The sequence below is a fragment of the Myceligenerans cantabricum genome (assembly GCF_054777735.1).
This window is the reverse complement of the sequence record NZ_BAAHAJ010000004.1, coordinates 222,399-246,853: the sequence shown is the minus strand read 5'-3', so window position 1 is coordinate 246,853 and position 24,455 is coordinate 222,399. Positions and strand designations below refer to the sequence as shown.

The window sequence follows — 24,455 nt, the reverse complement described above, 5'->3', positions numbered from 1 at the left end:
GTCCCGGTCAGGACTCGCGACGAGCCGAACGGCCCGTCCCCAGAACGGCATGCCGGAGGGCGTGCCGGAGAGCGACGAAGGAGCACACCATGAAGATCGTGGTCATCGGAGGCACCGGGCTGGTCGGCAGCCAGGTGGTGGACCGGCTGCGGGGACACCACGAGGTGGTGGCCGCCTCACCGCGGACCGGTGTGGACACCCTGACCGGGGCGGGGCTGGCAGAGGCCGTGAAGGGCGCCCAGGTGGTGATCGACCTCAGCAACTCGCCGTCGTTCGCGGAGGAGGACGCCACTCGCTTCTTCCGGGAGTCGACGAGCAACCTGCTGACGGCCGAGGCGGAGGCAGGGGTACGGCACCACGTGATCCTCTCGATCGTCGGTGCCGAGGGGATCGACGCCGGCTACATGCGAGCCAAGCTCGTCCAGGAGGCGCTCGTCAAGGCGTCCACCGCGGACTGGTCGATCGTGCGGTCCACCCAGTTCCTCGAGTTCCTCGACTCGATCGCCGACGCGGCGACGGTCGACGGCGTCGTCCGCATGGCACCGGTCCGCTTCCAGCCGATCGCGTCCGCGGACGTCGCCCGGATCGTGGCCGAGGTCGCGGCGGGCACGCCGCTCGACGCCACCGTCGAGATCGCGGGGCCGGAGACCGTCGCCTTCGACGAGATCGTGCGGACCCACCTCGCGTCGAACGGCGACCCGCGTCAGGTGCTCACCGACCCCGCCGCGACGTACTTCGGCGCGGCGCTCGCGGACGGAGAGCTCGTGCCCGCGGGGCCTGCGCGGCTGGGAGAGCTCAGCTACGCGGAGTGGCAGGCGGCTCGGGCGTAGTCGACGTGCCCGCGCCGGCCGCCGTCCCGTGGCCGGCGCGGGACCGCCGGAGCGGTTCGAGCTTGACCGGGTTCATCTGCCACAGGAGCTCGTGGACGCCCTCCTCGGAGAAGCCGACGACCAGGACACCGATCAGCTCCCCGTCACGCGCCATGCCGCACGCGGCTCCGCCGTTGACCTCCAGGGAGAAGACTGTGACGCCCGCCCAGAAGCTCTCGGCGTACACGGACAGGAGGCGGGCCACCTTGGCGCGGCCCGTGACCGCGACCCGGGCGACCTGCTTCACCCTGCCGTCGCTGTCGGCGTGGGTGACGACGTCAGCCGCCAGCAGGTGCTCCAGCCGTTCGACGTCGCCCGCCCGGGCCGCGGCGAGAAACGCGGTGAGCAGGTCGTGCCGCGCTGCCGTGCTCACCGTGGCTCGACGCCCCGACGCGAGATGCTTGCGGGCACGGCTGACGAGCTGCCGGGTGGCGGCCGGTGAGGTGTCCAGGACCTGCGCGATCTCGGGATACCCGTAGTCGAACGCCTCACGCAGGACGTAGGCGGCACGCTCCGTGGGCGTCAGGCGTTCCAGCAGGACGAGCACGGCGACATCCAGCGCCTCCGCCCGCTCGGCGCCCAGCGTGGGATCCGCGCTGGTGTCCACCGGCTCGGGAAGCCACGGTCCCGTGTAGGTCTCGCGCCGGGACCGCGCGCTGCGCAGCACGTTGATCGCCAGACGGGTCGTGACGGTCGTGAGGAACGCCTGCGGACTCACCACCACCGACCGGTCCGTCGTCTGCCACCTGACCCACGTGTCCTGGACGACGTCCTCGGCATCGGCCGCGGAGCCCAGCATCCGGTACGCGATGCCGAACAACCGCCGTCGCGCGGCGAGGAACACCTCCGCGGCGTCGTCGAGCCCGTCGGCCGCGGGCACGGGCTGGCGACCTGTCATCGCGGCCCCCTGCCGCCGGTGGACCTCATGGCCCCATCGTGCCGCACACCCGTGCCCGCCTCGCGGTGAGGCCGGTCACTCGCCGGGATCCTCCCCCACGTCCCCCAGCACATGGATCAGCCGCGCGGCGCCGTCGGACAGGTCGTACTCCACGCCGACGACGGCGCAGCGGCCCTCCGCGACCGCCGACGCGAGCCCCGCCGAGTACCCGTGCAGCATCCCGACCGTGTGCTTCACGTGCTCGCGGCGCAGCACGTCCGGGTCGGACAGCGCCGCCATGCCGGTCCCGGGACTGCCCGACGTGATGTTCACGATCGACGGGATCACCCGGTCCACGACGGCGCGCACGAACCCGCCTTGCTGCTCACCGGTGGCCAGGGTGTGCGCCGCCGCGGCCACGGCGCCGCACGAGTCGTGGCCCAGCACCACCACGAGCGACGCGCCCAGGACGTCCACCCCGTACTCGATCGAGCCGATCACCGTCGTGTCGAGCACGTGCCCCGCGGTCCGGACCACGAACACGTCGCCCAGCCCCTGGTCGAAGATGATCTCCGCGGCCACCCGCGAGTCCGAGCAGCCGAAGATCACGGTGTGCGGATGCTGGGCCGCCTGCAGCTCCGCACGCCGCGCGGCGTTCTGCGACGGATGGGCCGGTGCGTCACTCACAAACCTGTCGTTGCCCGTGCGCAGGTGCTTCCAGGCCTCCTGCGGTGTCAGACGTTCGATCTCGCTCATGCGTGCGGCTCCTCGGTCGTGAGTTCTCGTGCGCCCATCATCCGTCCAGCTCCTCCCGGCGCGGCGGGTTGGCGCCCGCGCGCGACACCGTGATCGCGGCGACCGCGACGCACCGTTCGAGGAGCCCGCCCAGCGTCTCCGGCCCGATGGCGCGCAGCGCGTCCCGACGTCCGGCACCCAGCAGGTCCTGGCTCCACAGGCCGTCGATCAGCGCGCCCATGAACGAGTCCCCGGCACCGACCGTGTCGACCACCCGCGCGACCGGCGCCTTCACCTCGACGTCGTCACCGGCCGTGAGCGCGACGGCACCCGCACCGCCCTTCGTCACCACCACGAGCGACGGCCCCGCCCCGCCGCCCGACCCGCCGGACAGCCAGGCACGGGCCGCCGCCGTCGGCTCCTGGCCCGGGTACAGCCAGCCGAGATCCTCGTCGCTGACCTTGACCACGTCGGACAGCGCGACGAGCGCCTCGATCCGCTCCCGCGCCTCGTCGGCCGGGCCCATGATGACCGGCCGCGCGTTCGGGTCGTACGTGATGGTCGACGTCGCCCGTGCCGCCTCGACCAGCGCGCGCACCTGGCTGCCGCCCGGCTCCAGCACCGCCGCGATCGAGCCCGTGTGCACGGCCAGCGTCTCCGGGCCGGCGGCCGCCTGCTCGGGCACCCGCCAGGTGAGGTCGAACTCGTAGGTGGCCGAGCCGCCGTCGTCCAGCGTCGCCACCGCCACGCTCGTGCGGTCCGCGCCGTCGCTGCCGGCGGCCGTCGCCACGTCCGACTCCCCGAGCCACGCGCGCACCGAGTCGCCGCGCTCGTCCCGGCCCAGCCAGGTCGCCAGCCGGACGTCCCGGCCCAGGCGCCCGAGCGTCAGGGCGACGTTCGCGATGCTGCCGCCCGGGTGCTCGGCCGTGGAACCGTCCGGCCGGTGCACCTCGTCGACCAGGGCCTCGCCCACGGCGAGAACATGGCTGCTCATTCGGTGACCTCACTGTCGTTCGTCGATGGACCGGTGCCGCCGCCCGACGCCGCCTGCGCGGCCGCGAGGCGCTCGCGGGCACCGTCGAGCCACTCCTGGCACCGCGTGGCCAGGGCCTCGCCACGTTCCCACAGCGCGAGCGAGTCCTCCAGCGGCTCCCCGCCTGCCTCCAGGCGCTGGACCACGCGGACGAGCTCGTCCCGTGCCTGCTCGTAGGACAGCTCGGCGACATCGGGTGCGACGGTCTTCTTGGCGTCGGTGTTCACGGGGAACAGTCAACAACACGTCACCGACATCCGCGGAGAGCTGTCCACAGGCACGCGGCCGGACGGCCGAAATCTTTTGGTATCCCGGGGCTCAGCGGCGACCATGTGCCCATGGGTCATCTCGAAGCCGCGCATCTCGAGTACTACCTTCCCGACGGGAGGACGCTCCTCGGTGACGTGTCCTTCCGGGTGGGGGAGGGGAGCGCCACCGCGCTGGTCGGACCCAACGGCGCCGGCAAGACGACGCTGCTGCGGCTCCTGACCGGCGAGCTCGTCCCGGACAGCGGCAGCGTCACCGTCACGGGCGGCCTCGGGGTGATGCGGCAGTTCGTCGGGTCGGTCCGGGACGAGAGCACCGTGCGCGACCTGCTCGCCTCGGTCTCCGCACCGCGCATCCGCGACGCCGCCCGCGCCGTCGACGGGGCGGAGCACGCCATGCTGACCGTCGACGACGAGCCCGCGCAGCTGGCCTATGCCCAGGCCCTCGTGGACTGGGGCGAGGCGGGCGGCTACGAGGCCGAGACGTTGTGGGACGTGTGCACGACGGCGGCGCTCGGGGTGCCGTACGAGCGCGCGCAGTTCCGCGAGGTGCGCACGCTCTCCGGCGGCGAGCAGAAACGGCTGGTGCTGGAGGCGCTGCTGCGGGGCACCGACGAGGTGCTCCTGCTCGACGAGCCGGACAACTACCTCGACGTGCCCGGCAAGCGCTGGCTCGAGGAGCGGCTGCGCGAGACGCGCAAGACCGTGCTGTTCGTCTCCCACGACCGCGAGCTGCTCGCGCGGGCGGCGAACCGGATCGTGTCCCTGGAGCCAGGCCCGGCCGGGGCCGACGCATGGGTGCACGGCGGCTCCTTCGAGACCTTCCACGACGCGCGGCGCGAGCGGTTCGCGCGCTTCGAGGAGCTGCGGCGGCGCTGGGACGAGAAGCACGCCCAGCTCAAGAAGCTGGTGCTGACACTGCGCCAGCAGGCGGCGAACAGCCCCGACATGGCGTCGCGGTACCGGGCCGCGCAGACGCGCCTGCGAAAGTTCGAGGAGGCCGGCCCGCCGCCGGAGCCGCCGCGCGAGCAGGACATCACCATGCGGCTGCACGGCGGGCGGACCGGGCTGCGGGCGGTGACCTGCACAGGCCTCGAGCTGACCGGCCTGATGAAGCCGTTCGACCTCGAGGTGTTCTTCGGGGAGCGGGTGGCCGTGCTCGGCTCCAACGGGTCGGGGAAGTCGCACTTCCTGCGGCTGCTGGCGGGCGGAGAGGTCGCGCACACCGGTGCGTGGAGGCTCGGGGCGCGCGTGGTGCCCGGACACTTCGCACAGACGCACGCGCACCCGGAGCTGTTCGGCCGCACGCTGCTCGACATCTTGTGGGCCGAGCACGCCCAGGACCGTGGCAAGGCGATGTCACGGCTGCGCCGCTACGAGCTGACCGACGCGGCCGAACGCCCCTTCGACCGGCTGTCCGGCGGGCAGCAGGCCCGATTCCAGATCCTGCTGCTGGAGCTCGCCGGCTGCACGGCGCTGCTGCTCGACGAGCCCACGGACAACCTGGACCTGGAGTCGGCCGAGGCGCTCCAGGAAGGCCTGGAGGCCTTCGAGGGCACGGTCCTGGCCGTCACGCACGACCGCTGGTTCGCGCGAGCCTTCGACCGCTACCTGGTGTTCGGGTCCGACGGCGTCGTGCGCGAGACCCCCGAGCCGGTGTGGGACGAACGGCGCGTCGAGCGGGCGAGGTAGCCGCGTGCCGGTGGCCGCGTGTCGCCGAGGTGGCTGCGTTGCATGGGGCAGTGCGGCCGGCCGTTCGTTCCGGTGGCGACCGGAGGGCCGTCCGACATTTTGGGAATTTGTCGGAAGTGCTGTGACATCCGGCGTCCTCGGGCGTCTGAGGTGCATGCGGGACACACTTCAGGCCCTGGGATGCGCAGAGACGCGTGCCGCCATGCAGGAGTACCTCAAGCACCAGCCGCTCCCGTGCCGCCGGCGCCGGATCGAGGACCATCTGATCGGTTGTGCGGGCTGCATCCGGACGTTCGTCGAGCTCCGGGAGGCGCACTGGATGGCCGGCGCCGCGTCGCGCTCCGGGCTCGCGGCGGCGTAGCACCCGGACGTGCCCGGGCCCGGGCAGGGTGCGTCCCCACCGGTGCCCGGGCACGCCCCGGCGAGGCGGTCAGGAGATGCCGCGGAAGAAGTCGCGGATGTCGTCCGCGAGCAGCTTCGGCTCCTCCATCGCGGGGAAGTGGCCGCCCTCGGTGAACTCGGTCCAGTGACCGATCGCGTTCCCCGGGTCCATCACGCGGCGCATGAGCGGGTGGGTGTCGAACACGGCCCACCCGGCCGGCACGGCGGAAGGCGTGATCCAGCTGAGCCCCGAGTGCTCGGCCTCGTAGTAGAACTGCGCGCTCGACGCGCCGCTGCGGGTGAACCAGTACAGGCTGATGTTCGTCAGGAGCTGGTCGCGGTCGACCGACTCGTCAGGCGTCCGGTACGCGCCGCCGGCCCAGGTCTTGTACTTCTCGGCGACCCACGCGAGCTGGCCGACGGGCGAGTCCACGAGCGCCGCGCCGATCGTGTCGGGGCGGTGGTTCTGCATCTCGTAGTACCCGCGATCGGCGGCGCCTCTGACCCCGATCGCTTCGATCTGGGCGATCTCGTCGTCGGACAACCCGTCGGGGAAGGGGAACTTCTCGCCGACCAGCCCGAGCATCTGCCCGTCACTGCCGGTGTGCGTACCGATGACACGCTCCGGGTGGAGCGCGGCGAGCTGGCCGGTGATCCCCGAGCCGAGGTCGGTGCCGTGTGCCGCGAACCGCTCGTACCCGAGACGCTTCATGATCTCGGCACAGGCCTCCGTCGTCCGCGTCAGCTCCCAGCCCGTGCCCGACAGCGGGGTCGAGAATCCGAAGCCCGGCGGCGACGGGATCACGACGTGGAAGTCGTCGGTCAGCAGCGGGATCAGGTGCTGGTACTCGACGAAGGACCCCGGCCAGCCGTGGCTCAGGATGATCGCGGTGGCGTCCGGGTTCGCCGAGCGGGCGTGCACGACGTGGAACGTCTGGCCGTCGACCACCGTCGTGAACTGCTCGTACGTGTTGAGTGCCGACTCCTGCGCGCGCCAGTCGAACCCGTCGCGCCAGTAGTCCGCGAGGTCCCGCAGGTAGGCCACCGGAGTGCCGCGGCTGAAGTCGGTGCGATCGTCCCGGCCCGGGACGGGGAACGGCCAGCGGGTGTTCGCGAGCCGCTGGTTCAGGTCGTCGATGTCGGCCTGGGGGATGTCGATGCGGAAGGGGGTGAGTGCGGTGTCCTCGTTCATGCCTCTCACGGTTCCAGCCATTGCGGCAGGGTCCCTTCCGCAATGGCTGGAATGATCGAGAACATGTTGGAGACCTCGGCCCGCCTGCTCGAACTCCTCTCGCTGCTCCAGCTCAAGCGCGACTGGACGAGCTCCGAGCTCGCCGGCCGGCTCGATGTGAGCACGAGGACCGTGCGCGCCGACGTCGGCAAGCTGCGCTCCCTCGGCTACCCGGTGGATGCGCGTCCTGGTGTGGCGGGTGGGTATCGGTTGGCGGCGGGGACGGCGATGCCGCCGTTGTTGCTGGATGATGATGAGGCGGTGGCCGTCGCGGTGGGGTTGAGCACGGTCGCGACGCGGAGGTTGGGCGTCGAGGAGACCTCGCTGACGGCGTTGGCGAAGCTGGAGCAGGTGCTGCCTGCGCGGTTGCGTCGGCGTGTGGAGGCGGTGCGTGAGGTGACGAGCATCGTTCCTGGGGTCGACGCGGTGCTCGATCTCTCGGTGCTCGGCGTGGTCGCGGCCGCGATCCGTGCACACGAGCGGCTCCGGTTCGGGTACACGAAGCACGGTGGCGGCGAGTCGGTGCGTTTCACGGAGCCGCAGCGGCTGGTGAGCTGGGGGGCGCGGTGGTATCTGCTGGCGTGGGATCTTGACCGCGATGACTGGCGGGTCTTCCGTGTCGACCGTATGGTTCCGCGGGCGCCGACGGGCGTAAGGTTCCGGCCGCGTGTGATCCCGGAGGACGAGGTCGTCGAGTATGTCGTGGGACGGGTCACCAAGACGGCCTGGAGGTATCGCGCCCGGCTGCTCGTCCATGCTCCCGCCGCTCAGGTCGCCGCGAGGATCCCGGTCCCGCGCGAGATCGAGGCGGTCGGCGAGTCCGCGTGCCGGGTCGAGCTGGGGTCGGACGACCCGGATCAGCTCGCGCTGTGGTTGACACAGCTTGGCGTGGACATCGAGGTGGTCGAGGGGGACGAGCTCGCGGCGGCTTTCGACCGGCTCGCGATGCGGTTCCACCGCGCGGCGGGCGGTGCGTTCATACCCGGCCACGATGTCTGAGCGGTGTTGAGCACACGCCGACCAGCGGTCTGCCGCACGTCTGGCGGAGGGCGGGCGCCGTATCCCGACGGCGACCTTGGCCGCGGTGGATCCAGTCACGGGCCGGGGTGACGACTGGATTCTCGGGTGAGAAGCTCACGCCGCCATCAGCGTTGCAGTCGCGGTTGCCGGACCCGTCATCGGAGCCATGGGCACCGAACAACTGTGCCGAGGTTGCTGCGTGTACGCGGATGCTCGACGGAGTCAGCGATCCCGTGCAGCAGGCAGCGATCCTGGATCGGTTCCAGGTCTACACGGTGAGGACGAAGACCGGCGAGTTCTTCCCGCCGTGCGGCAACTGCTCCGTTTGGGTGCCGAACCAATGACGACAGCTCAGGAACGCTGCGGTTGGCGGGACGGTCACCAAATCGTCGGGTCGACGTCGAAGATGTGCTTGATCAGCTGGTGCGTGCTGGACATGCGCTCGTTGAGCCTGCGCGAGGGTTCCCGGCGGAATACTCGGGGCTGGTGGTGTCTTCGACCGACGGGCTTCGAGCGCTGCGGATCGATGGGCGAGCAGCCGCGCGCGATGCGGACCCGGACTGGTGCTCTGCCTACGCCGAGGGCATCGGACGACCGGTCACCCCCGTCGGGGAGTACTCGCACATGACGCTCGTCATTGACGACGCGGGTGAGTTCTGGGGCGGCTTCGATGCGGACTACGGCTTCATGGGCGAGGACGTCGTCGCCGTCGTTCCCGCGCTCCTCGTGGAGCCTGGTTCGCGTCGACTAGATCGGGAGGTTCCAGACTCACGTGTCTGACCATTGGAGGGCGTCGTGACTGTGATGGGCGCGGTGCTACCGGCGCCCCTGAGCCCTGAGCAACGACGAAGCCCGGCCGAGTTCTCGGCGGCCGGGCTTCCTCCCACTCGGGGTGGGGTTCAGGACGCCTTGAGGAACTCGGGGCGCAGGACCTCGCGCAGGGCGTCGGCGACGGTGTTCAGGTCGATCGGTCCGGAGGCAGGTCGGGTCTGGGCGTCGAGCTGTTCGAGGATCGCCAGGCGGGCCATGGTCGAGACGGGCAGGTCCCGGTGAGCGGCCGCGGCGGTCAGGCGTTGGTACTGCTCGTCGCTCAGGCGCACCGACAGGACCCTGGGCGCGGGACCTTCCCCGCGGCGCACCCCGACGGCGGTCTCGGGCAGCGGGTCGTGCCGGGAGGCTTCGGATTCCTCGGCGACCTGGGTCAGCAGGTCGGTGATCGGCTGGTCCTTGCTCATCAGGACCCCTCCTTCTCGTCGTTCTCGTCGTCGTCGTGCTTCTGGTCGTCGGCCGGTGTTCGGTCGGCCTGGTAGTGGCGTTGGTCGACGTCGTTGGACTTCCACGCGTTCGCGCCCCACACCGTGGTCCCCTCGGTCACGGTGATGACCGTGATCAGGAATCCTGCGGTCTCGGACCAGCCGATCGTGCGGTCGGACTGGCCCTTCTTGGACGCCGGGTCGGGGCTGAACACGACCGCGCGGGGGTCGGTGAATGCCTCGTCGGCCCACTCCGGTTCGATGTTCGTCTCTCCGGCCGAGTCCTTCCTGGTTGATCGGGTGCGGATGTAGTCGGCCCGGTGCTTCCAGCCCGGCGCGACAGGTGGTTGCCCCTGCTCGAAGTTCACGTAGTCGAATCTACTACAGCAACGGTTCTGGTGGACGGGTTCCCCGGCCCACGATCGCGGCGCCGGGCTGGAAGACTGCACCCCATGACCACCCTCGCCCGACCGTTCACCAGTCGGGTCCTCGCCCTGCTCGCGGCCGTCCTCGCACTGGCGGTCCTCGTGCACTGCGCCCCGCAAGCGTCGGCGCAGACCGTCGTCGGGCCGCAGGACGTCGTCGGGCTTCACGCTTCCAACTTTCAGGCTTCTGTCGGGCTCCCGGAGCGCGTGTCCGCAGGTCATGGTCGGGTTCCGACCACCGCTCACGGCAGGATCGTGGTGGCTACCGGTGTTGCCCCAAGCATGGATTCGTTCCTGCCTGCAGGGGGTGACGGTTCGGCACATCTACGGTGAATCGGGGAGCGTGCGAGTCTTCCATCCGGAGATGCAGGAAGCGCCCGACTCGCTTCCGAAAGGCATTCGGAAGATGCGAATCTCTGGATGGTGTGCAGAGATCGCCTGCATCAACGATGCGCTCCACGCTGGTAGGTCTCCGTCTGGCGCAGTGATTGACACACGTGCAATCGGAACGACGCCACCTGGTCACGGTCTCCCCAAGGCGCCTTGCCCGACTTGTGGGCGCATCTTGCCCTATTTCTGCGTTGGGGTAGCCGAGTGAGTGGGATCAAGGATTCACTGATCGCTGAGTACCAGCGAGGGCTTCGTGAAAGTGCTGCCGAGGCGCATCGACTGTACGCCGTCGCTGTGCTCACCTTCGCTCTCGCCTCGGGTGCTCTGACCGACGCGCCACGACTGGTTCTTGAGCGGGCGCTGGCATTTTTGCGCCAGCGTGTACTGACCGACCTCGAGGTTGAGATGATGTCTGACGAGTTGCAGGAGTACCTGATCGCGAAGAACGGCAGTGACCTGGTGCGACGCGATCATGAGGACCGGGTAGTACGAGCATCGTTCGAAGCGTTCTACCCGACCGTGGAGTACGAAGGGCTTCATGGATGCGCGGCGGACGTCGAGGAACTGATGTTGGGGGGTGGTGCCGACTTCATGCTCGGCTGACAGAGAGATGCCGCATCGGACGACCATGATGTGGGAACTTGACTGTAACCGTTCAGGACAGACCCGCGCCATGCTGTAGCGATGCGTTCCTAACTGTATACAGGTACCCTTGGGGTGTAAGCAGTTAGGAGTCCCGCATGGTGTCCTCGTCGGCGGTGCTGACTCTTGACGACGCGCGTGCTGCTGGGCTGCGCAAGGACCAGGTGTATCGCATGGTTGAGAGCGGTGAGTTGGAGCGGGTTGCCAGGGGTGTGTTCATCCGGCCTGACCTGATCGATCCGGCGTTGGTTCCCCTCGCGGCGGCGACGGCGCTCCGGCCTCAGGCGACGATGTGTCTGACCAGTGCGCTGGTCCACCATGAGCTGAGCGACGTGATCCCGTTCGGTCCGGACATCGCTCTGCCCCGGGGAGTTCGTCGTCCGGCGGGGTTCGATCATGTGACCTGGCACAGCTTCGATCCCGCGACGTTCGATGTCGGGCGGATCAGGCTGGATGACGAGGGGGATCTGGAGTTGTGGGTCTACTCCGCCGAGCGCACCATTGTCGACAGCTTCCGCCTGGCCCATCACGAAGGCCTCGATGCCGCCCATACGGCGCTACGTCGCTGGGTGCGCCGGCGGGGGAACTCACCTGCCGCCCTGCTGGCGACGGCTGGCGCGTTCCCGCGGTCCCTGCCCCGCGTTCGACAAGCCCTGGAGATTCTGCTGTGACTCGACCTACTCGCGACACGTCGTCAGGTCGCGCCTACAACGACCTGCGGAACCTGGCTCGCCGCGATGGTCGTGACGTCGCCGAATACCTGACTCTCTACGCCCTCGAAGGATTCCTGGCCCGCCTGGCCGTGTCGAAGTACGTCGAGGACTTCGTGCTCAAGGGTGGTGTCCTGATGGCGGCCTTCGCCGCTCGTCGGCCCACGCGTGACGTCGATCTTGCCGCGTCGGGCTTCCCGAACGACATCGACGACGTCACCGAGCGCGTGCGTCGGATCGTGGCCGTTGATCTGGACGACGGGCTGGAATTCGACCTGGCGTCGGTCTCGGGGGAGGAGATCCGCGACGAGGCGATTACACCGGCGTGCGCGCGAAGGTCACAGCAAGGCTGGCCACGGCCCGTATCGCGCTGCACGTGGACGTGAACTTCGGGGACCCGATCTGGCCGGCACCCGCCCACACCGAGGTGCCCCGCCTGCTCGGTGGTGTTGTGCAGCTGATGGGCTACCCGGACCACATGGTCCTCGCCGAGAAGATCGTCACCGCCGTCGAACGGGGCACCGCGAACACTCGCTGGCGAGACTTCGTCGACATCGCCGCCCTCATGCGGACCCGGCACATCCGCCAGTCCGACCTGGCTGCCGCAATCGGCCAGGTAGCCGCACACCGCGGAGTCGTGCCGCAACCTCTCGAGACCGTGCTCGAAGGCATGGCCGACGTTGCCCAGACGCGATGGGCCCCATGGCGGCGCAAGCAACGCCTCGAAGCCAGCACACCAGAACGATTCCAGGAGATGCTGAACGAGATCGTCGCCTTCACAGGCACAGCACTTGACGGCAGCTCCGAGGGCCGCGCGTGGGACCCCGAGGCAGGAGAATGGCAGGCGCCGCAGGCGGCTTTTACGGCCACGTAGGGGTGCTCACTGATCGGCGGTCGAGCGGACTGCGTCTGGTCAGGTTGGCGCGTCACGCCGCCAGGTCTCGGGGGCTCTCGTAGATCCGAGCGCGCTGGCGGCGATCTCCTAGGTCGAACGCTCGGCCGCGGTCCGACCAGTTCAGGTGAGTGGTAGCCGGACGGTCGCCAGCGCGGCATCGGCACTCAGCCGCGGCAGGACCGTCGGCACCGGGACCGGACGTCCCCGCCCGCCGGGATGCTCGACGAACTTGATACGCGGTTGCACCGCCAGATCGAACCCGGCCTCGCCGACGATCCGCCCCGCGGCGGGTGCGCCGTCCGCGGCCGCAGGCCGCCTCATTCCCCCACCGAGGTGATCTCCGCGCCCAGGGTGCCGTCGGGCAGGCGGAGGCGGACCTCGTCACCGACGGTGACGTCCCCGGGTGCGCGGACCACGCGACCGTCCGCACGTTGGACGACGGCGTAACCGCGTTCCAGGGTCGACGCCGGTGAGAGGGCGCGCACCTGCGCCTCCAGCCGGCCGACCTCGCCCGACGCGCGCAGCAGCAGCGCGTTCAGCGTGTGCCGGGCGTGCCCGATCGCCTGGGAGACCTCCCGCTCACGTGACTCCAGCATGGTGTGCGGCGCGGCGAGCACGGGACGCGAGCGAAAACTGTCGAGACCCTGCTGCTCACGGCTCAGGAGTGTCGTGATCGCACCCCGGATGCGCTGCCGCGCCTGCGTCAGGCGCTGCCGCTCCTCCGAGACGTCGGGCACGATGCACTTGGCCGCATCGGTCGGGGTCGAGGCGCGGAGGTCGGCGACCAGATCGAGCAGCGGGGAGTCCGTCTCGTGGCCGATGGCGCTGACCAGCGGTGTACGGCAGCCGGCGGCCGCCCGGACGAGCGCCTCGTTGGAGAAGGGGAGCAGGTCCTCGACGGACCCCCCGCCGCGAGCCACGACGATCACCTCGACGTCGTCCCGCCCGTCGAGTTCCTGGATCGCTCGGCTCACCTCGGGGACGGCGCCCACACCCTGCACCGCGACCTCGCGGATCTCGAACCGTACCTGCGGCCAGCGCGCGCGGGCGTTCACGACGACGTCGTGCTCCGCCTTCGACTCCCGCCCGCAGACCAGCCCGATGACGCCCGGCAGGAACGGGAGGGGCTTCTTGCGGTCCAGGTCGAAGAGCCCTTCGGCGCCCAGCACGCGCTTGAGCTCCTCGATGCGGGCGAGTAGCTCACCGACGCCGACCGCCCGGATGTCGTTGGCCTGCATCTGCAGCGTGCCGCGCTTGGTCCAGAAGGTGGGCTTCGCGTGCACGACGACGTGGTCGCCCTCGTCCGGCACCTTCGCCAGCCGGCCCAGCGCGCTGCTGAAGATCGTCACGGGCAGCGAGACGTCGCGGTCGGCGTCGCGCAGTGTGAGGAACTGCACGCCGGAGCCCGGACGCCGGCTGAACTGCACCACCTGACCCTCGACCCACACCGGCGGCATCCTGTCGATGTAGCCCTTGATCTTGTCGGACAGCACGCGGACCGGCCACGGTCGGCTCGCGCTCGTGTCGGCGGCCATCTCGGGCAGTGGCAGCGGGGCGGCGGTCTGGTCGGTCACGGGTCCATCCTGCCTTCACTGTCTGACACCACGCTCTTCATCCACAGGCGTTGTCGCCACATACACTGGCGGCGTGACTTCCGGAACGTCCACCCTGACCAAGCGCGTCCTCCTCGCAGCCCCTCGCGGGTACTGCGCAGGCGTCGACCGCGCCGTCGTCGCCGTCGAGAAGGCGCTGGAGACCTACGGCGCGCCGGTGTACGTGCGCAAGGAGATCGTGCACAACAAGTACGTGGTGGAGACGCTGCGGGAACGCGGCGCCGTCTTCGTCGAGGAGACCGACGAGGTGCCCGAGGGCGGCCGGCTCGTGTTCTCCGCGCACGGCGTCTCGCCGGCGGTGCGCGCGTCGGCCGAGGCTCGGAGCCTCGACACCATCGACGCGACCTGCCCGCTGGTGACCAAGGTGCACAAGGAAGCCGTGCGCTTCGCCAAGGGCGACTACGACATCCTCCTCATCGGCCACACCGGGCACGAGGAGGTCGAGGGCACCGCGGGCGAGGCCCCCGAGCACGTGCAGGTGGTGAACTCACCCGACGAGGTCGACCAGGTCGTCGTGCGCGACCCCGACAAGGTCGTGTGGATCTCGCAGACCACGCTGTCCGTGGACGAGACCATGGAGACGGTCCGCCGGCTGCGCGAGAAGTTCCCGTCCCTGCAGGACCCGCCCAGCGACGACATCTGCTACGCCACGCAGAACCGCCAGGTGGCGGTGAAGAAGTTGGCCCCGGACTGCGACGTCGTGATCGTCGTGGGCTCGGCGAACTCGTCGAACTCGGTGCGGCTGGTCGAGGTCGCGCTCCAGGCGGGCGCGCGCTCGGCGTACCGCGTGGACCGTTCGTCGGAGATCGACGAGGCGTGGCTGGAGGGCGCGACGACAGTCGGTGTGACCTCGGGCGCTTCGGTCCCGGAGATCCTGGTCCGCGACGTGATGGAGCTGCTGGCCGGGCGGGGGTTCGACGATGTGCAGGAGGTGCGGACCGCGACCGAGGACCTCATGTTCTCCCTGCCGCGCGAGCTGCGAGCCGGCCTCAAGGCAGCGGGCTCCGAGGACGAGCGTCCTCGCAAGGAGTCCCGCAAGCAGCTTCCGCTCGCCTGACGATCTCGCCGACGCCGCCTGCTGACGCCTCCGCCCCTTGCCTCCTCATGTCGGACGGCGGCGCAGTGCCGCCCATCCGGCCAGGAGCACGAGCGTCAGCATGGCGACGTTGTGGAGATACTTCGGCCCGGGCGCCACGTCTCCGAGCAGCGGGAAGTAAAGGAACGCCAGGCCGCCACGGACCACCAGGAACGCCAACGCCACCGCCGCGGCGTGGCGGGCGGTCCAGTCGTAGTGCCGGGCGGCGAGGAGCAGGGCGACCCCGGTCAGTGCGGTGACGGCCGCGCCGACGGCGAACCCTGCCCACGTCTCTCCGGCGAACCCTGCGGTGAGCGCGAGGGCGAGGGCGACGGTGAAGGTCGTCCCGATCGGGAGGCGTCGTCCGGGCGAGGTACGGGTCCGGCCACGAAGACGCCGCCCGACGACGGCTGCGGCCGCGAGCAGCCCGAGCACCAGGCCGGCCGAGACGACGAGCTGCGTCGGCGTGGCCGTGCGGGACTCGGGGTCACTGAGAACGATCGCGACGGCTCCGCCGTAGGCGAGGGCGGCGAGCACCGTGCCGAACGGTCCCAGCCAGGGTTCGGTCGCCTTGTCGGGGCGCCAGGCCTCGGCGATCGCGACAGGGGCGCCGAAGCTGAAGACGATGTGCCCGACGATGAAGTTGTAGGCGTTGAAGGCGCTCAGCCCGAGGCCGGGGACGAGGGTCGCTTCCCGGGTCTCTTCCCATCCTTCGTAGTTCAGGAAGTCGGTGGCGAAGAGGGACTGGTCGATCAGGCAGGCCTCGGCGACGCCGAGCGCGGCGAAGAGCAGCAGCATGGCGGGCCAGCCGCCGCCGGTTCGCCGGGCCAGGTCGCGTGCGAGGAGGGCGGGAGCGCCGTAGAGGGCGCTGAAGAAGACCAGCCCGAACGCGACTCCGCCGAGGTCGCCGGTGCTGTCCCCGTAGGCGGCGAGCAGCTCGGCACCGATCGCGCAGAGCACGACCAGACCGAGGACGCGCAGCGGGAGGGTGCGGTCCTTGCCCGCGGCTGTGCCCGCCGGATCGACGTCGGTGCTGCCGGTGCTGTCGGTCACCGGGCTCAGCTGCCGGCGGCCGTGGAGCGGGTCTTCCTCTCGGCGTCGGCCAGGGCTCGCTGGTCGCTCGCCGCGAGCTCGGTCACCTCGACCTGCTGGATGACGACGGCGTCGATCGCGTCCTTGTCAGAACCGCCGCCCGGTGTCGCCCTTGATCCCTCCGAGTTGCCTGACGGCGGGTCCGCCTGGTCGGAGGTGTCGCGTGCGGACTCGATCGCCACGATGCCACCCTCGTCGGCGGCCAGCAGCTCGGACCTGGTGATGGAGCGCGGGGTCTCCTCGATCTCGCGTGGCTCCTCGATCGCGTCACGGGGATCGACGACCTCGAGCTCGACCATCTTGCGGGTCGAGCTGAGGACGCTGCGCTCGAGCGACCCGATCAGCTTGTTGTAGTCCTTCGTCGACGTCTCCAGGGAACGGCCCATCTTCGTGATGTGGCCGGTCATCGTGACGAGCCGCGAGTGCAGCTCCTTGCCGACCTGGTGCACCTTCGCCGCGTTCTCCGCGAGCGCCTCCTGCCGCCATGCGAAGGCGACGGTGCGCAGCAGCGCGATCAGGGTCATGGGCGTGGCGAGGATGACGTTCTTCCGCGCGGCGTACTCCAGCAGGTCGGGCTGCTGCTCGACCGCGGCCGAGAGGAAGGCCTCGGCGGGCACGAACATGACCACGAACTCGGGCGCCGAGTCGAACTGTGCCCAGTACTTCTTGCCGGCGAGCTCGTCGACGTGCTTGCGCATGTGCTTCACGTGCGCGTCGAGCAACTGCTCGCGGCGGTGCACGTCGTCCGTCTGCTGTGCCTCGAGGTAGCGGATGAAGGCGACCTTCGAGTCGACGACGACGTTCTTGGCTCCGGCCAGGTGGATCACCATGTCGGGTCGCAGCAGCCCGTTGTCCGAGGTGAACTCCTCCTGCTCGGTGAAGTCGACCCGGTTGAGCATGCCCGCGGCCTCCACCGTGCGGCGGAGCTGCAGCTCGCCCCACGCGCCGCGCACCTCTGAGGTGCGGAGCGCGGCCACCAGGTCGCTGGTCCCGCTGCGCAGCCGAGCAGACTCCTCGGCGACCTGCCGGAGCTGCTCCGTGAGCTGGCCGTGCCCCTGCACCCGTGCCTTCTCAGCCTCCTCGACCTGGGTCCGCACCGTGTCCATCACCTTGGACAGCGGGTTGACCAGGTTCTTGACCGCCTCTTCCCGCTTCGCGAGCTCTGCCTCGTTCCGCACCGTCGCGGTGGAGAGCCGCTGCTCAGCCAGCGTGAGGAACTGCTTCGTGTTCGCCTCCAGAGCCTCGCCCGCGAGCAGCTTGAACTGCTGCGCCGCCCGCTCCTGCTCCGCACGGGCGCCCGCCACCTGCTCCGCGGCGCGTTCCCGTGCCACCTGCACATCGGCCTCGGCACGCTCACGCACCGTGGCCGCTTCCCGCTCGGCGGCCTCGGCGCGCGCACCCAGGCGGGCGGTCTCCAGATCGGCCTCGCGCACCGCCGTCGACGTCCGCGTGGCATGCCACAGCCAGCCCACGAGCACGCCGGCAGCGAGGGTCACGAGCGCCAGGAAGATCGAGCCGAGGTCCATGCCGCCAAGGCTGCCACGGGTGACCGACACTGACGAAGGACGACGCGCAGACAACCCGAAGTGCGAGGTGACACGTTCAGTCTTGCGCCGGAGGCAGGTCATCCTGATGACGGATGCCTCGTGTCGGAGTCTCCGTCTAGGTTGTCGTCATGACCTACGAGACCGGCCCCGGAGCCGGCGGCTCCGCAGGCGAACGCGCGCCGGCAACGCCGTCGGACCCCGTGACGCCCGAGCCCGCAGCACCACGGCCGCCCGACCCGGGCGCCGCCCTCAGTCTGCGCGGGCTGTGGAAGCGGTTCGGCCAGAAGGTGGCGGTGCAGGCGCTGGACCTGGACGTGCCCGTCGGTTCCTTCTACGGACTTGTCGGACCGAACGGTGCCGGCAAGACCACCACCCTGTCCATGGCCACCGGTCTGCTCCGGCCCGACTTCGGCAGCGTCCACGTGCGCGGTACCGACCTGTGGGCCCGCCCCGACGAGGCCAAGGCCACGCTCGGGATCCTGCCCGACGGCGTGCGCCTGTTCGACCGCCTCACCGGCCTCCAGCTCGTCACCTATGCGGGCCTGCTGCGCGGCATGGACCGCGACACCGTCGCCGAACGCGCCCGCAGCCTGCTGGCGGCGATGGACCTCGTCGCCGACGCCGACACCTACGTCGTCGACTACAGCGCCGGCATGACCAAGAAGATCGCCCTGGCCAGCGCGATGATCCACGCCCCGCGCACCCTCGTGCTCGACGAGCCGTTCGAGGCCGTCGACCCGGTCAGCGCCGCGAACATCCGCGACATCCTCGCCGACTACGTCGCCGGCGGCGGCACCGTCATCGTCTCCAGCCACGTCATGGATCTCGTGCAGCGCATGTGTGACCACGTCGCCATCGTCGGCGGCGGTCAGGTGCTCGCCGCCGGCACCATCGACGAGGTCCGCGGCCAGCAGACGCTGGAAGACCGGTTCGTCGACCTCGTCGGAGGCCGCACCCGAGCTGAGGGGCTCGAATGGTTGCGCACTTCGTAAGGCTCAAGCTGACCCTGCTCGGCAACACCCTGCGGCGCAGTGTCTGGCAGACCATCGGGCTGTGCTTCGCGCTGCTCTACGGGCTCGGTGTCGTCGGGGCCCTCGTGATCTCCGCGATCCTCGGCGGCGGTACCGACCTCGATCTCACCGGACACATGATCACGCTGGCCGGCGCGGTCGCGGTGCTCTGCTGGTGGGTGATCCCTGTCTTCGTGTTCGGCGTCGACCCCACCCTCGACCCGCAGCGCTTCACCGTCTTCGCGATCCCGCGCCGCACGCTCATCACGGCGCTCGCGATCGCCGGCGTCGTCTCCGTACCCGGGATGGCGACGATGCTCGCGGCGGGCGGGGTCGCGTTCGCCTGGTGGCGGGAACCCTGGCTGATCCCCGTGGCTCTGGCCGGGTCGGCGCTCGGCGTGGCCGCGTGCGTCGTCGGCTCACGGGCGGTCACCACTGCGCTCGCACCGTTGCTGGAGTCGCGCCGGTACCGGGAGGTCGTGGCGATGGCCGCGCTGGTGCCGCTCGTGCTGATCGGGCCTGCCTTCGGCTGGGCGAGCAACGAGGTCGGCGCCGTCTCCCAGGAACTGCGGGCCGACGGGGCCACGGTCACCGTCGACGGATCGGTGTTCGCGGTGGTGATCGCCCGGTTCGGCGAGCTGGCGGCATGGACGCCGTTCGGGGCGCCGTGGTCGCTGCCCGTCGCCGTCCAGGACGGCGCATGGGGCGCCGCGCTGGCCAAGCTGGCCATCTCCGTGGGGACGGTCGTGGTGCTCTGGCTCATCTGGGACCGCTCGCTCGCGAAGGCGCTGGTCACTCCGACGGTCGGCGGCGGCAAGGGTGCGAAGGGCAAGGGGCTGGGCTGGTTCGGCCGGTTCCCGGCCACGCCCGTCGGCGCCGTCGCCGCACGCTGCACGACGTACTGGGTCCGGGACCCCCGCTACGCGGCGGGCATCGGCGTCATCTTCCTCATGCCGCTGGTCCTGTGGCTGCCTACCCGCTCGACCGGGAGCCTCGAGCTGCTGCTCCTGGCCGGCCCCGTCGTCGCGTGGGTGCTGGCGTTCAGCGTCTCGAACGAGGTCGGCTACGACTACACCGCCTTCGCCCTGCACGTGGCGACCGGCACCACGGGCCGCGCCGACCGATGGGGACGGGTGCTGCCTGTGCTGATCTTCGGCACCGCCGTGGTGGTGATCGTGGTCATGTCGACGATCTGGCTCTCCGGCCGGTGGGAGTTCACGGCGCCGCTGCTCGGCGTGTGCCTGGGAACGCTCGGCCTCACCCTCGGTGCGTCGAGCGTCGCGTCCGCGATGCTCGTCTACCCGGTGGCGAAGCCGGGGGAGAGCCCGCTCAAGTCGCCGCAGGGTGCTGCCATGGCGACGATGGCGGCACAGCTCCTGAACATGCTCGTCGTCGTCGGTCTGTCCCTGCCGCTGGTCGGGCTCGGCATCTGGGCGTTCGTGTCGGGGGATCCGGTGGTCGGGCTGGTGACGCTCCTGTTCGGCCTCACGGAGGGCGCGGTGCTGCTCGTGGCCGGCGTCCGGGTGGGTGCGCGCGTCTTCGACCGCCGCGCCCCGGAGCTGCTGCAGCAGGTCCAGGCGTTCCCATGACAGGTCCGGGGCCGACGTCGGCACGGTGGCGCGCTGTTCCGCCGTGGCCCCGTCGCCGGCCCGGCACGTAGAATCTTCCGACGTGGCTCTCACTATCGGCATCGTCGGCCTGCCTAACGTCGGCAAGTCCACCATCTTCAACGCGCTGACCCGCAACCAGGTGCTCGCGGCGAACTATCCCTTCGCCACGATCGAGCCCAACATCGGGGTGGTGCCGCTGCCGGACGAGCGGCTCGGCAAGCTCGCCGAGATCTTCGCGAGCGAGCGCGAGCTGCCGGCGACGGTGTCGTTCGTCGACATCGCGGGCATCGTCAAGGGCGCGTCCGAGGGTGAGGGACTGGGTAACAAGTTCCTCGCGAACATTCGCGAGGCCGACGCGATCTGCCAGGTCACACGCGCGTTCACCGATACGGACGTAGTCCGCGTGGATGGTTCGGTCGACGCTCCCGGCGACATCGAGACGATCTCCACCGAGCTGATCCTGGCGGACCTCCAGACCCTTGAGAAGGCCCTCCCGAGGATGGAGAAGGAGGTCAAGATCAAGAGGGGAGACCCGGTCCTCTTCGCCGCGGCCAAGAAGGCGCAGGAGATCCTCGAGTCCGGTGCCACGCTCTACCAGGGTGCGGCGGCCGTGGGCCTCGACCTCGCGGAGATCGCAAGCCTGCAGCTCATGACGGCCAAGCCGTTCATCTACGTCTTCAACACCGACGAGGACGGGCTCGCCGACACCGCCTCGCAGGAGGCGCTGCGGAAGCTGGTCGCCCCCGCGGACGCGATCTTCCTGGACGGCAAGTTCGAGTCGGAGCTCGCCGAGCTGGAACCGGAGGAGGCGGCGGAGATGCTGGCCGAGACGGGGCAGACGGAGTCCGGCCTGGACCAGCTGGCGCATGTCGGCTTCCACACGCTCGGCCTGCAGACCTATCTCACCGCCGGCCCGAAGGAAGCCCGCGCCTGGACCATCAAGAAGGGCTGGACGGCACCGCAGGCTGCCGGGGTCATCCACACCGACTTCGAGCGCGGCTTCATCAAGGCGGAGGTCGTCTCGTACGAAGACCTGCTCGAGACCGGCTCCGTGCAGGCGGCGAAGGCTGCGGGCAAGGCCCGCATCGAGGGCAAGGACTACGTGATGGCCGACGGCGACGTGGTCGAGTTCCGCTTCAACGTCTGATATCGGGGTCGCGCCGCAGGTCAGATGCGGTTTAGCGAGCGCCGGTCCGCAGGGAGTCCGCAAGATTCGCGGTTGTGGCCCTGCGGAGGATGGCCGCGCGAGGGCTCACTGAGCCTGGCGCCGTGTGTCGGCGGTGGACAGTGCGGACCGCATGAGCGAGCGCGCTGCGTTTCGGGTGCGGTCGTTCGCGTTCGGCCACAGGTGCGCGTACGTCTCAAGCGTCGTCTTGGCGGAAGCGTGCCCGAGGGCGCGCTGCACCGTGACGACGTCACAGTTCTCAGCGATCAGGCCGGAAGCGTAGAAGTGGCGGAGGTCGTGAAGAGTGAAGCCCGTGACGCCGGACTTCTTGACGGCCTTCCGCCACCTGTATCCGACGGTGTTCTGGTGCGGTGGGTCCTCGCCCGCGCCGACGAACAACCAGTCGTCGCCATGCGTACCGAACTGCTTGATGTGCGCGGAGATGAGTGTCGTCAGCTCGTCCGGGATGGCGATGTCGCGCTCTGATCCGTACTTGGGGAGACGGATCTCGATCTTGCCGCCGTTCTCGCGCTGAATCTGCCGTCGCACATGGAGAACCCTGCCGAGGAACTCGATGTCACCGGATTTGGTACCCGCCGCCTCTCCGAGGCGGAGCCCCGCGAACGCGCAGAGCGCGATGAAGGGCGCGAATTCGTCGTCGGCAGCGTTGATCAGTTCCCCCACCTGCTCAGCAGTGGGGATCCGCAGGGCATGCTCACTCCGGCGCTGGCGGGGGAGCGTCACTCCCACGGTCGGGTCGACCCCGATGACCCTGTCCCGCGTCGCAGCACGGAACACGCTCCGGACGTTGTTGTAGCGGGTCTTGACCGTCCCCGGAGCGAGGCCGTCCCGGGTCATCCGCTTGATCCATCCCTCGATGTGTGATCGCTGGATCGACTTTATGGGGTGGTCGGTGAACGTGGTCGACGATACGGCGAGCTGCATCGCGCGATCCGTTCCACCTACCCAGACCTGGCGCTCCGCCCATTGGTCGAAGTAGGTCTTGAAGGTGATGCGGCCAGCGCGCGGATCAGCGTATATGCCCGTGACGATCGTCGCAGTGACCTCGTCGAGCCAGCGTTGCGCGTCGGCCTTGCGATCGAAGTGCCGTGAGTGCTCCTTCTTGGCCTCGTCCCGGTAGCGGGCGCGGTACTTGCCGTTAGGGCGTTTCTTGATTGATGCCATCGGGGTTCTCCTGTTCTTGTTCTTCTTCCTCGGGGTCGGGGTCGTTGGCCCAGTCTGGGAGGGGGTTCTCGGACTTGGCTCGGGCTTCCTCGCGCTTGCTGCGATGGTGGTTGACATGGCTGGCGACGATCTCGGTGATGTCGCCTTGTTCGAGGGCTTTGCGGATGCCGTGGGCAACGACGGCTTTGGAGCGGGGGTGCTGGTCGAGCCAGTCCCGGCCGTCGTCTTGGGCGGTCAGGAGATGGTCGACGGCTTGGCGGAGGGCGTGGGTGCGTTCGCGGATGAGGCGTTCGCGGCGGAGGCCGTCGAGTTCGTCTTCTGCGTCCTTGCTGGTCTCGTAGAGGTAGTTGAGGGGGATGTCGAAGACGTCGGCGACGATGCGCGCTTCGCTCAGGCGTAGAGGTCGTTGGCCGCGTTCGATCTTCAGGATGGTTTGAGGGTGGACGCCTTCGAAGCCGGCGTTCAGGAGTTGCATGGCGAGCTGGACCTGGGAGAGCCCGGCGGAGGTCCGGTACTTCTTCAGGTTCGCGCCGATGTTCTTGTCGTCTTCTGTGCCCATGTCCTTCACGGTAACGAAACGTTGGGTGTCACGCAGCAGTGTCGAAATGATGCGTGATATCTTGGCACTGATGGTAACAAGATGAGCGGTGTCGTGTTGGCACTGCCGGGAAGGTGGTCACGATGCAGGCGAACCAGGGGTCCGGGATCTCGGACGAGGAGGACCCGATGCTCTCGACGCGTGAGGTGTCGAGGTTGATCGGGGTTCCGGAGAACACGTTGCGCTGGTGGCGGTACTGCGGGTTGGGTCCGCGCTCGTTCCGTCGTGGCCCGCGCCGGGTGGTCTACCGGCGCTCGGCGGTGCTGGAGTGGCTGGCGCAGCAAGAGGCGGCAGGGGTCACGGATGGCTGACTCGCCAGGGGCGCACCCGCACAACGGGGCTCGGACACTTCGGTGTCCGGGCCCCGTTGCTGTTCCGGCCAACGACACCATGCCTGGCCTTGCCGCGCCATCCGCTCCAACGGCGCGGTCGTCTGCACGGCCGTCTGGCGCGAAAGAGTGGATCGCCGGATACCTGGCCGCGCGCGGTGACCAGGTGCTGGCGGGCGAGGTGATCGAGGCTGGGGGAGCGCTGGGGTTCCCGGCCTCGACGGTGAAGAACGCCCGCCGGAAGGTGGCTGACACGTTCCGGGTCGGGTTCGGCCGGGCGCAGCAGACCTACTGGCGGCTACGCGCCGCACCCGGCACCTCGGCCGAGACCGACCCTATAGGTACCGCGGGTCTCACGGATACCGCAGAGCCCGTACCCGCCGCGAGGCCCGTCGAACCCGCATCGGCCGCACGGCCCACGCGAACCGCCCGGACCGCCAAGCGTGCAGGTCCCGTGCGCCCCACCGATGCCGCCGCACCGTCGGGTCGCGCGTCCCGCCCACGCCGCCGGCCGGCCCGCCGCCCGACGGCGGATGCGGTGCAGCCGACGTTGTTCGCCGTGATGGGGGTGAGCGAGTCATGAGCCGCCGCGCCGAAGGGATCGGCGCGGGGAATGGGCCCGCACGCCCGAGCCGGAACCGACAGGCCGCCGTCCGGCTGCCCATGATCCCTATCCCAGCCAGCCCTATCGATCTGCCGCCCCCGCCACTTCTCGACCCCTCCACGTCCCCGCCTCAGACCCGCACCGCCTCTCCGATCAGCCCCGCTTCTACCGCCCCAAGCTCCGCCTCTCGCCTCCCAGCCGCCCTGTC

Annotated in this window: 28 protein-coding genes; 16 read left to right on the top strand and 12 right to left on the bottom strand. The window is 69.9% G+C overall.

Translation table 11 applies throughout. From position 1 onward, the window contains the following. The first annotated feature begins 89 nt into the window (after positions 1-89). Positions 90-830, top strand: a complete 741-nt coding sequence (locus ACYU96_RS03495; RefSeq protein ID WP_460749103.1) for an SDR family oxidoreductase — start codon at positions 90-92, stop codon at positions 828-830. On the opposite strand, the gene sigJ is transcribed toward ACYU96_RS03495, so the two are convergent. The 4 genes from sigJ to ACYU96_RS03475 all read right to left on the bottom strand — a co-directional run bounded on the left by sigJ (position 796) and on the right by ACYU96_RS03475 (position 3,741). Further along, entirely contained in the window at positions 796-1,767 is a 972-nt protein-coding gene (gene sigJ, locus ACYU96_RS03490) for an RNA polymerase sigma factor SigJ (RefSeq protein ID WP_460749101.1), read from the bottom strand. The two genes, ACYU96_RS03495 and sigJ, sit on opposite strands and share 35 nt — an antisense overlap. Before the next feature lie 75 nt (positions 1,768-1,842). Further along, a complete protein-coding gene (locus tag ACYU96_RS03485; RefSeq protein WP_460749099.1) occupies positions 1,843-2,502 on the bottom strand; it encodes a carbonic anhydrase in 660 nt (219 codons plus the stop codon). Positions 2,503-2,539: 37 nt separating this feature from the next. Then, the gene (locus ACYU96_RS03480) at positions 2,540-3,475 is read right to left on the bottom strand and encodes a carbohydrate kinase family protein (RefSeq protein WP_460749097.1); all 936 of its coding nucleotides are present in this window, start codon (positions 3,473-3,475) and stop codon (positions 2,540-2,542) included. Beyond that, on the bottom strand, positions 3,472-3,741 hold the full coding sequence (locus ACYU96_RS03475; RefSeq protein WP_460749095.1) for an exodeoxyribonuclease VII small subunit: 270 nt from the start codon (positions 3,739-3,741) through the stop codon (positions 3,472-3,474). The genes ACYU96_RS03480 and ACYU96_RS03475 overlap by 4 nt, the downstream gene beginning before the upstream one ends. Positions 3,742-3,852: 111 nt before the next feature. On the opposite strand from ACYU96_RS03475, the gene ACYU96_RS03470 reads away from it, so the two are divergent. Both ACYU96_RS03470 and ACYU96_RS03465 read left to right on the top strand, forming a co-directional pair. After that, positions 3,853-5,472 carry an ABC-F family ATP-binding cassette domain-containing protein gene (locus ACYU96_RS03470; protein WP_460749094.1) on the top strand — a complete coding sequence of 540 codons (1,620 nt, stop codon included), beginning with the start codon at positions 3,853-3,855 and terminating at the stop codon, positions 5,470-5,472. 154 nt (positions 5,473-5,626) lie between these two features. Continuing rightward, entirely contained in the window at positions 5,627-5,833 is a 207-nt protein-coding gene (locus ACYU96_RS03465) for a hypothetical protein (protein ID WP_460749092.1), read from the top strand. Between the two features lie 69 nt (positions 5,834-5,902). Here ACYU96_RS03465 and ACYU96_RS03460 read toward each other — a convergent pair whose 3' ends face one another. Continuing rightward, on the bottom strand, positions 5,903-7,045 hold the full coding sequence (locus ACYU96_RS03460; RefSeq protein ID WP_460749090.1) for an epoxide hydrolase family protein: 1,143 nt from the start codon (positions 7,043-7,045) through the stop codon (positions 5,903-5,905). Between the two features lie 63 nt (positions 7,046-7,108). Here ACYU96_RS03460 and ACYU96_RS03455 point away from each other — a divergent pair, with 63 nt between their 5' ends. After that, the gene (locus ACYU96_RS03455; protein ID WP_460749089.1) at positions 7,109-8,083 is read left to right on the top strand and encodes a helix-turn-helix transcriptional regulator; all 975 of its coding nucleotides are present in this window, start codon (positions 7,109-7,111) and stop codon (positions 8,081-8,083) included. Between the two features lie 381 nt (positions 8,084-8,464). Then, complete coding sequence (locus ACYU96_RS03450) at positions 8,465-8,884, top strand: SUKH-3 domain-containing protein (protein ID WP_460749663.1); 420 nt, start codon at positions 8,465-8,467, stop codon at positions 8,882-8,884. Positions 8,885-9,003: 119 nt separating this feature from the next. On the opposite strand, the gene ACYU96_RS03445 is transcribed toward ACYU96_RS03450, so the two are convergent. Continuing rightward, positions 9,004-9,339 (bottom strand): hypothetical protein, encoded by a 336-nt coding sequence (locus ACYU96_RS03445; RefSeq protein ID WP_460749087.1) that lies wholly within the window; start codon positions 9,337-9,339, stop codon positions 9,004-9,006. After that, entirely contained in the window at positions 9,339-9,725 is a 387-nt protein-coding gene (locus tag ACYU96_RS03440; RefSeq protein WP_460749085.1) for a hypothetical protein, read from the bottom strand. Before ACYU96_RS03440 ends, ACYU96_RS03445 begins: the two co-directional genes overlap by 1 nt. Positions 9,726-9,809: 84 nt before the next feature. Between ACYU96_RS03440 and ACYU96_RS03435 the strand changes: the two genes are divergently transcribed. The 6 genes from ACYU96_RS03435 to ACYU96_RS03410 all read left to right on the top strand — a co-directional run bounded on the left by ACYU96_RS03435 (position 9,810) and on the right by ACYU96_RS03410 (position 12,398). After that, a complete protein-coding gene (locus ACYU96_RS03435) occupies positions 9,810-10,115 on the top strand; it encodes a hypothetical protein (RefSeq protein ID WP_460749677.1) in 306 nt (101 codons plus the stop codon). Next, a complete protein-coding gene (locus ACYU96_RS03430; protein ID WP_460749084.1) occupies positions 10,003-10,380 on the top strand; it encodes a YwqJ-related putative deaminase in 378 nt (125 codons plus the stop codon). The genes ACYU96_RS03435 and ACYU96_RS03430 overlap by 113 nt, the downstream gene beginning before the upstream one ends. Then, a complete protein-coding gene (locus ACYU96_RS03425; protein ID WP_460749082.1) occupies positions 10,377-10,775 on the top strand; it encodes a hypothetical protein in 399 nt (132 codons plus the stop codon). Before ACYU96_RS03430 ends, ACYU96_RS03425 begins: the two co-directional genes overlap by 4 nt. 137 nt (positions 10,776-10,912) lie before the next feature. Further along, the gene (locus tag ACYU96_RS03420) at positions 10,913-11,485 is read left to right on the top strand and encodes a type IV toxin-antitoxin system AbiEi family antitoxin domain-containing protein (protein ID WP_460749081.1); all 573 of its coding nucleotides are present in this window, start codon (positions 10,913-10,915) and stop codon (positions 11,483-11,485) included. Continuing rightward, entirely contained in the window at positions 11,482-11,910 is a 429-nt protein-coding gene (locus ACYU96_RS03415; protein ID WP_460749079.1) for a nucleotidyl transferase AbiEii/AbiGii toxin family protein, read from the top strand. The genes ACYU96_RS03420 and ACYU96_RS03415 overlap by 4 nt, the downstream gene beginning before the upstream one ends. Continuing rightward, complete coding sequence (locus tag ACYU96_RS03410; protein ID WP_460749078.1) at positions 11,850-12,398, top strand: nucleotidyl transferase AbiEii/AbiGii toxin family protein; 549 nt, start codon at positions 11,850-11,852, stop codon at positions 12,396-12,398. The genes ACYU96_RS03415 and ACYU96_RS03410 overlap by 61 nt, the downstream gene beginning before the upstream one ends. Positions 12,399-12,736: 338 nt before the next feature. Here the strand turns inward: ACYU96_RS03410 and xseA are convergent, their stop codons facing one another. Further along, a complete protein-coding gene (xseA, locus tag ACYU96_RS03405; RefSeq protein WP_460749076.1) occupies positions 12,737-13,993 on the bottom strand; it encodes an exodeoxyribonuclease VII large subunit in 1,257 nt (418 codons plus the stop codon). A gap of 73 nt (positions 13,994-14,066) precedes the next feature. Here xseA and ACYU96_RS03400 point away from each other — a divergent pair, with 73 nt between their 5' ends. After that, complete coding sequence (locus tag ACYU96_RS03400) at positions 14,067-15,089, top strand: 4-hydroxy-3-methylbut-2-enyl diphosphate reductase (protein ID WP_460749075.1); 1,023 nt, start codon at positions 14,067-14,069, stop codon at positions 15,087-15,089. 45 nt (positions 15,090-15,134) lie between these two features. Here ACYU96_RS03400 and ACYU96_RS03395 read toward each other — a convergent pair whose 3' ends face one another. Together ACYU96_RS03395 and ACYU96_RS03390 are read right to left on the bottom strand one after the other, a co-directional pair. Beyond that, the gene (locus ACYU96_RS03395; RefSeq protein ID WP_460749073.1) at positions 15,135-16,160 is read right to left on the bottom strand and encodes a hypothetical protein; all 1,026 of its coding nucleotides are present in this window, start codon (positions 16,158-16,160) and stop codon (positions 15,135-15,137) included. Positions 16,161-16,165: 5 nt separating this feature from the next. Beyond that, positions 16,166-17,725, bottom strand: a complete 1,560-nt coding sequence (locus tag ACYU96_RS03390) for a DNA recombination protein RmuC (RefSeq protein WP_460749072.1) — start codon at positions 17,723-17,725, stop codon at positions 16,166-16,168. 149 nt (positions 17,726-17,874) lie between these two features. On the opposite strand from ACYU96_RS03390, the gene ACYU96_RS03385 reads away from it, so the two are divergent. From ACYU96_RS03385 to ychF, 3 genes are all read left to right on the top strand, one after another. Then, positions 17,875-18,738 carry an ABC transporter ATP-binding protein gene (locus ACYU96_RS03385; RefSeq protein ID WP_460749070.1) on the top strand — a complete coding sequence of 288 codons (864 nt, stop codon included), beginning with the start codon at positions 17,875-17,877 and terminating at the stop codon, positions 18,736-18,738. Continuing rightward, positions 18,720-20,345 carry a hypothetical protein gene (locus tag ACYU96_RS03380; RefSeq protein WP_460749068.1) on the top strand — a complete coding sequence of 542 codons (1,626 nt, stop codon included), beginning with the start codon at positions 18,720-18,722 and terminating at the stop codon, positions 20,343-20,345. Before ACYU96_RS03385 ends, ACYU96_RS03380 begins: the two co-directional genes overlap by 19 nt. Positions 20,346-20,427: 82 nt before the next feature. Beyond that, the gene (ychF, locus tag ACYU96_RS03375; protein ID WP_460749066.1) at positions 20,428-21,513 is read left to right on the top strand and encodes a redox-regulated ATPase YchF; all 1,086 of its coding nucleotides are present in this window, start codon (positions 20,428-20,430) and stop codon (positions 21,511-21,513) included. Between the two features lie 105 nt (positions 21,514-21,618). Here the strand turns inward: ychF and ACYU96_RS03370 are convergent, their stop codons facing one another. Both ACYU96_RS03370 and ACYU96_RS03365 read right to left on the bottom strand, forming a co-directional pair. After that, positions 21,619-22,716, bottom strand: a complete 1,098-nt coding sequence (locus tag ACYU96_RS03370) for a tyrosine-type recombinase/integrase (RefSeq protein WP_460749065.1) — start codon at positions 22,714-22,716, stop codon at positions 21,619-21,621. Beyond that, positions 22,691-23,275 carry a helix-turn-helix transcriptional regulator gene (locus tag ACYU96_RS03365; protein WP_460749063.1) on the bottom strand — a complete coding sequence of 195 codons (585 nt, stop codon included), beginning with the start codon at positions 23,273-23,275 and terminating at the stop codon, positions 22,691-22,693. The genes ACYU96_RS03370 and ACYU96_RS03365 overlap by 26 nt, the downstream gene beginning before the upstream one ends. 122 nt (positions 23,276-23,397) lie before the next feature. On the opposite strand from ACYU96_RS03365, the gene ACYU96_RS03360 reads away from it, so the two are divergent. Further along, a complete protein-coding gene (locus ACYU96_RS03360; RefSeq protein ID WP_460749061.1) occupies positions 23,398-23,625 on the top strand; it encodes a helix-turn-helix transcriptional regulator in 228 nt (75 codons plus the stop codon). Positions 23,626-24,455 lie beyond the last annotated feature (830 nt).

Bases quoted from the DNA above. Each gene is read 5' to 3' on its own strand.
- ACYU96_RS03420 (WP_460749081.1), top strand. From the start codon at position 10,913: ATGGTGTCCTCGTCGGCGGTGCTGACTCTTGACGACGCGCGTGCTGCT.
- ACYU96_RS03390 (WP_460749072.1), bottom strand. From the start codon at position 17,725: ATGGACCTCGGCTCGATCTTCCTGGCGCTCGTGACCCTCGCTGCCGGC.
- sigJ (WP_460749101.1), bottom strand. From the start codon at position 1,767: ATGACAGGTCGCCAGCCCGTGCCCGCGGCCGACGGGCTCGACGACGCC.
- ACYU96_RS03360 (WP_460749061.1), top strand. From the start codon at position 23,398: ATGCAGGCGAACCAGGGGTCCGGGATCTCGGACGAGGAGGACCCGATG.
- ACYU96_RS03495 (WP_460749103.1), top strand. From the start codon at position 90: ATGAAGATCGTGGTCATCGGAGGCACCGGGCTGGTCGGCAGCCAGGTG.
- ACYU96_RS03365 (WP_460749063.1), bottom strand. From the start codon at position 23,275: ATGGGCACAGAAGACGACAAGAACATCGGCGCGAACCTGAAGAAGTAC.
- ACYU96_RS03385 (WP_460749070.1), top strand. From the start codon at position 17,875: ATGACCTACGAGACCGGCCCCGGAGCCGGCGGCTCCGCAGGCGAACGC.
- ACYU96_RS03465 (WP_460749092.1), top strand. From the start codon at position 5,627: ATGCGGGACACACTTCAGGCCCTGGGATGCGCAGAGACGCGTGCCGCC.
- ACYU96_RS03370 (WP_460749065.1), bottom strand. From the start codon at position 22,716: ATGGCATCAATCAAGAAACGCCCTAACGGCAAGTACCGCGCCCGCTAC.
- ACYU96_RS03460 (WP_460749090.1), bottom strand. From the start codon at position 7,045: ATGAACGAGGACACCGCACTCACCCCCTTCCGCATCGACATCCCCCAG.
- ACYU96_RS03480 (WP_460749097.1), bottom strand. From the start codon at position 3,475: ATGAGCAGCCATGTTCTCGCCGTGGGCGAGGCCCTGGTCGACGAGGTG.
- ACYU96_RS03455 (WP_460749089.1), top strand. From the start codon at position 7,109: ATGTTGGAGACCTCGGCCCGCCTGCTCGAACTCCTCTCGCTGCTCCAG.
- ACYU96_RS03485 (WP_460749099.1), bottom strand. From the start codon at position 2,502: ATGAGCGAGATCGAACGTCTGACACCGCAGGAGGCCTGGAAGCACCTG.
- ACYU96_RS03470 (WP_460749094.1), top strand. From the start codon at position 3,853: ATGGGTCATCTCGAAGCCGCGCATCTCGAGTACTACCTTCCCGACGGG.
- ACYU96_RS03445 (WP_460749087.1), bottom strand. From the start codon at position 9,339: ATGAGCAAGGACCAGCCGATCACCGACCTGCTGACCCAGGTCGCCGAG.
- ACYU96_RS03430 (WP_460749084.1), top strand. From the start codon at position 10,003: ATGGTCGGGTTCCGACCACCGCTCACGGCAGGATCGTGGTGGCTACCG.
- ACYU96_RS03435 (WP_460749677.1), top strand. From the start codon at position 9,810: ATGACCACCCTCGCCCGACCGTTCACCAGTCGGGTCCTCGCCCTGCTC.
- ACYU96_RS03380 (WP_460749068.1), top strand. From the start codon at position 18,720: ATGGTTGCGCACTTCGTAAGGCTCAAGCTGACCCTGCTCGGCAACACC.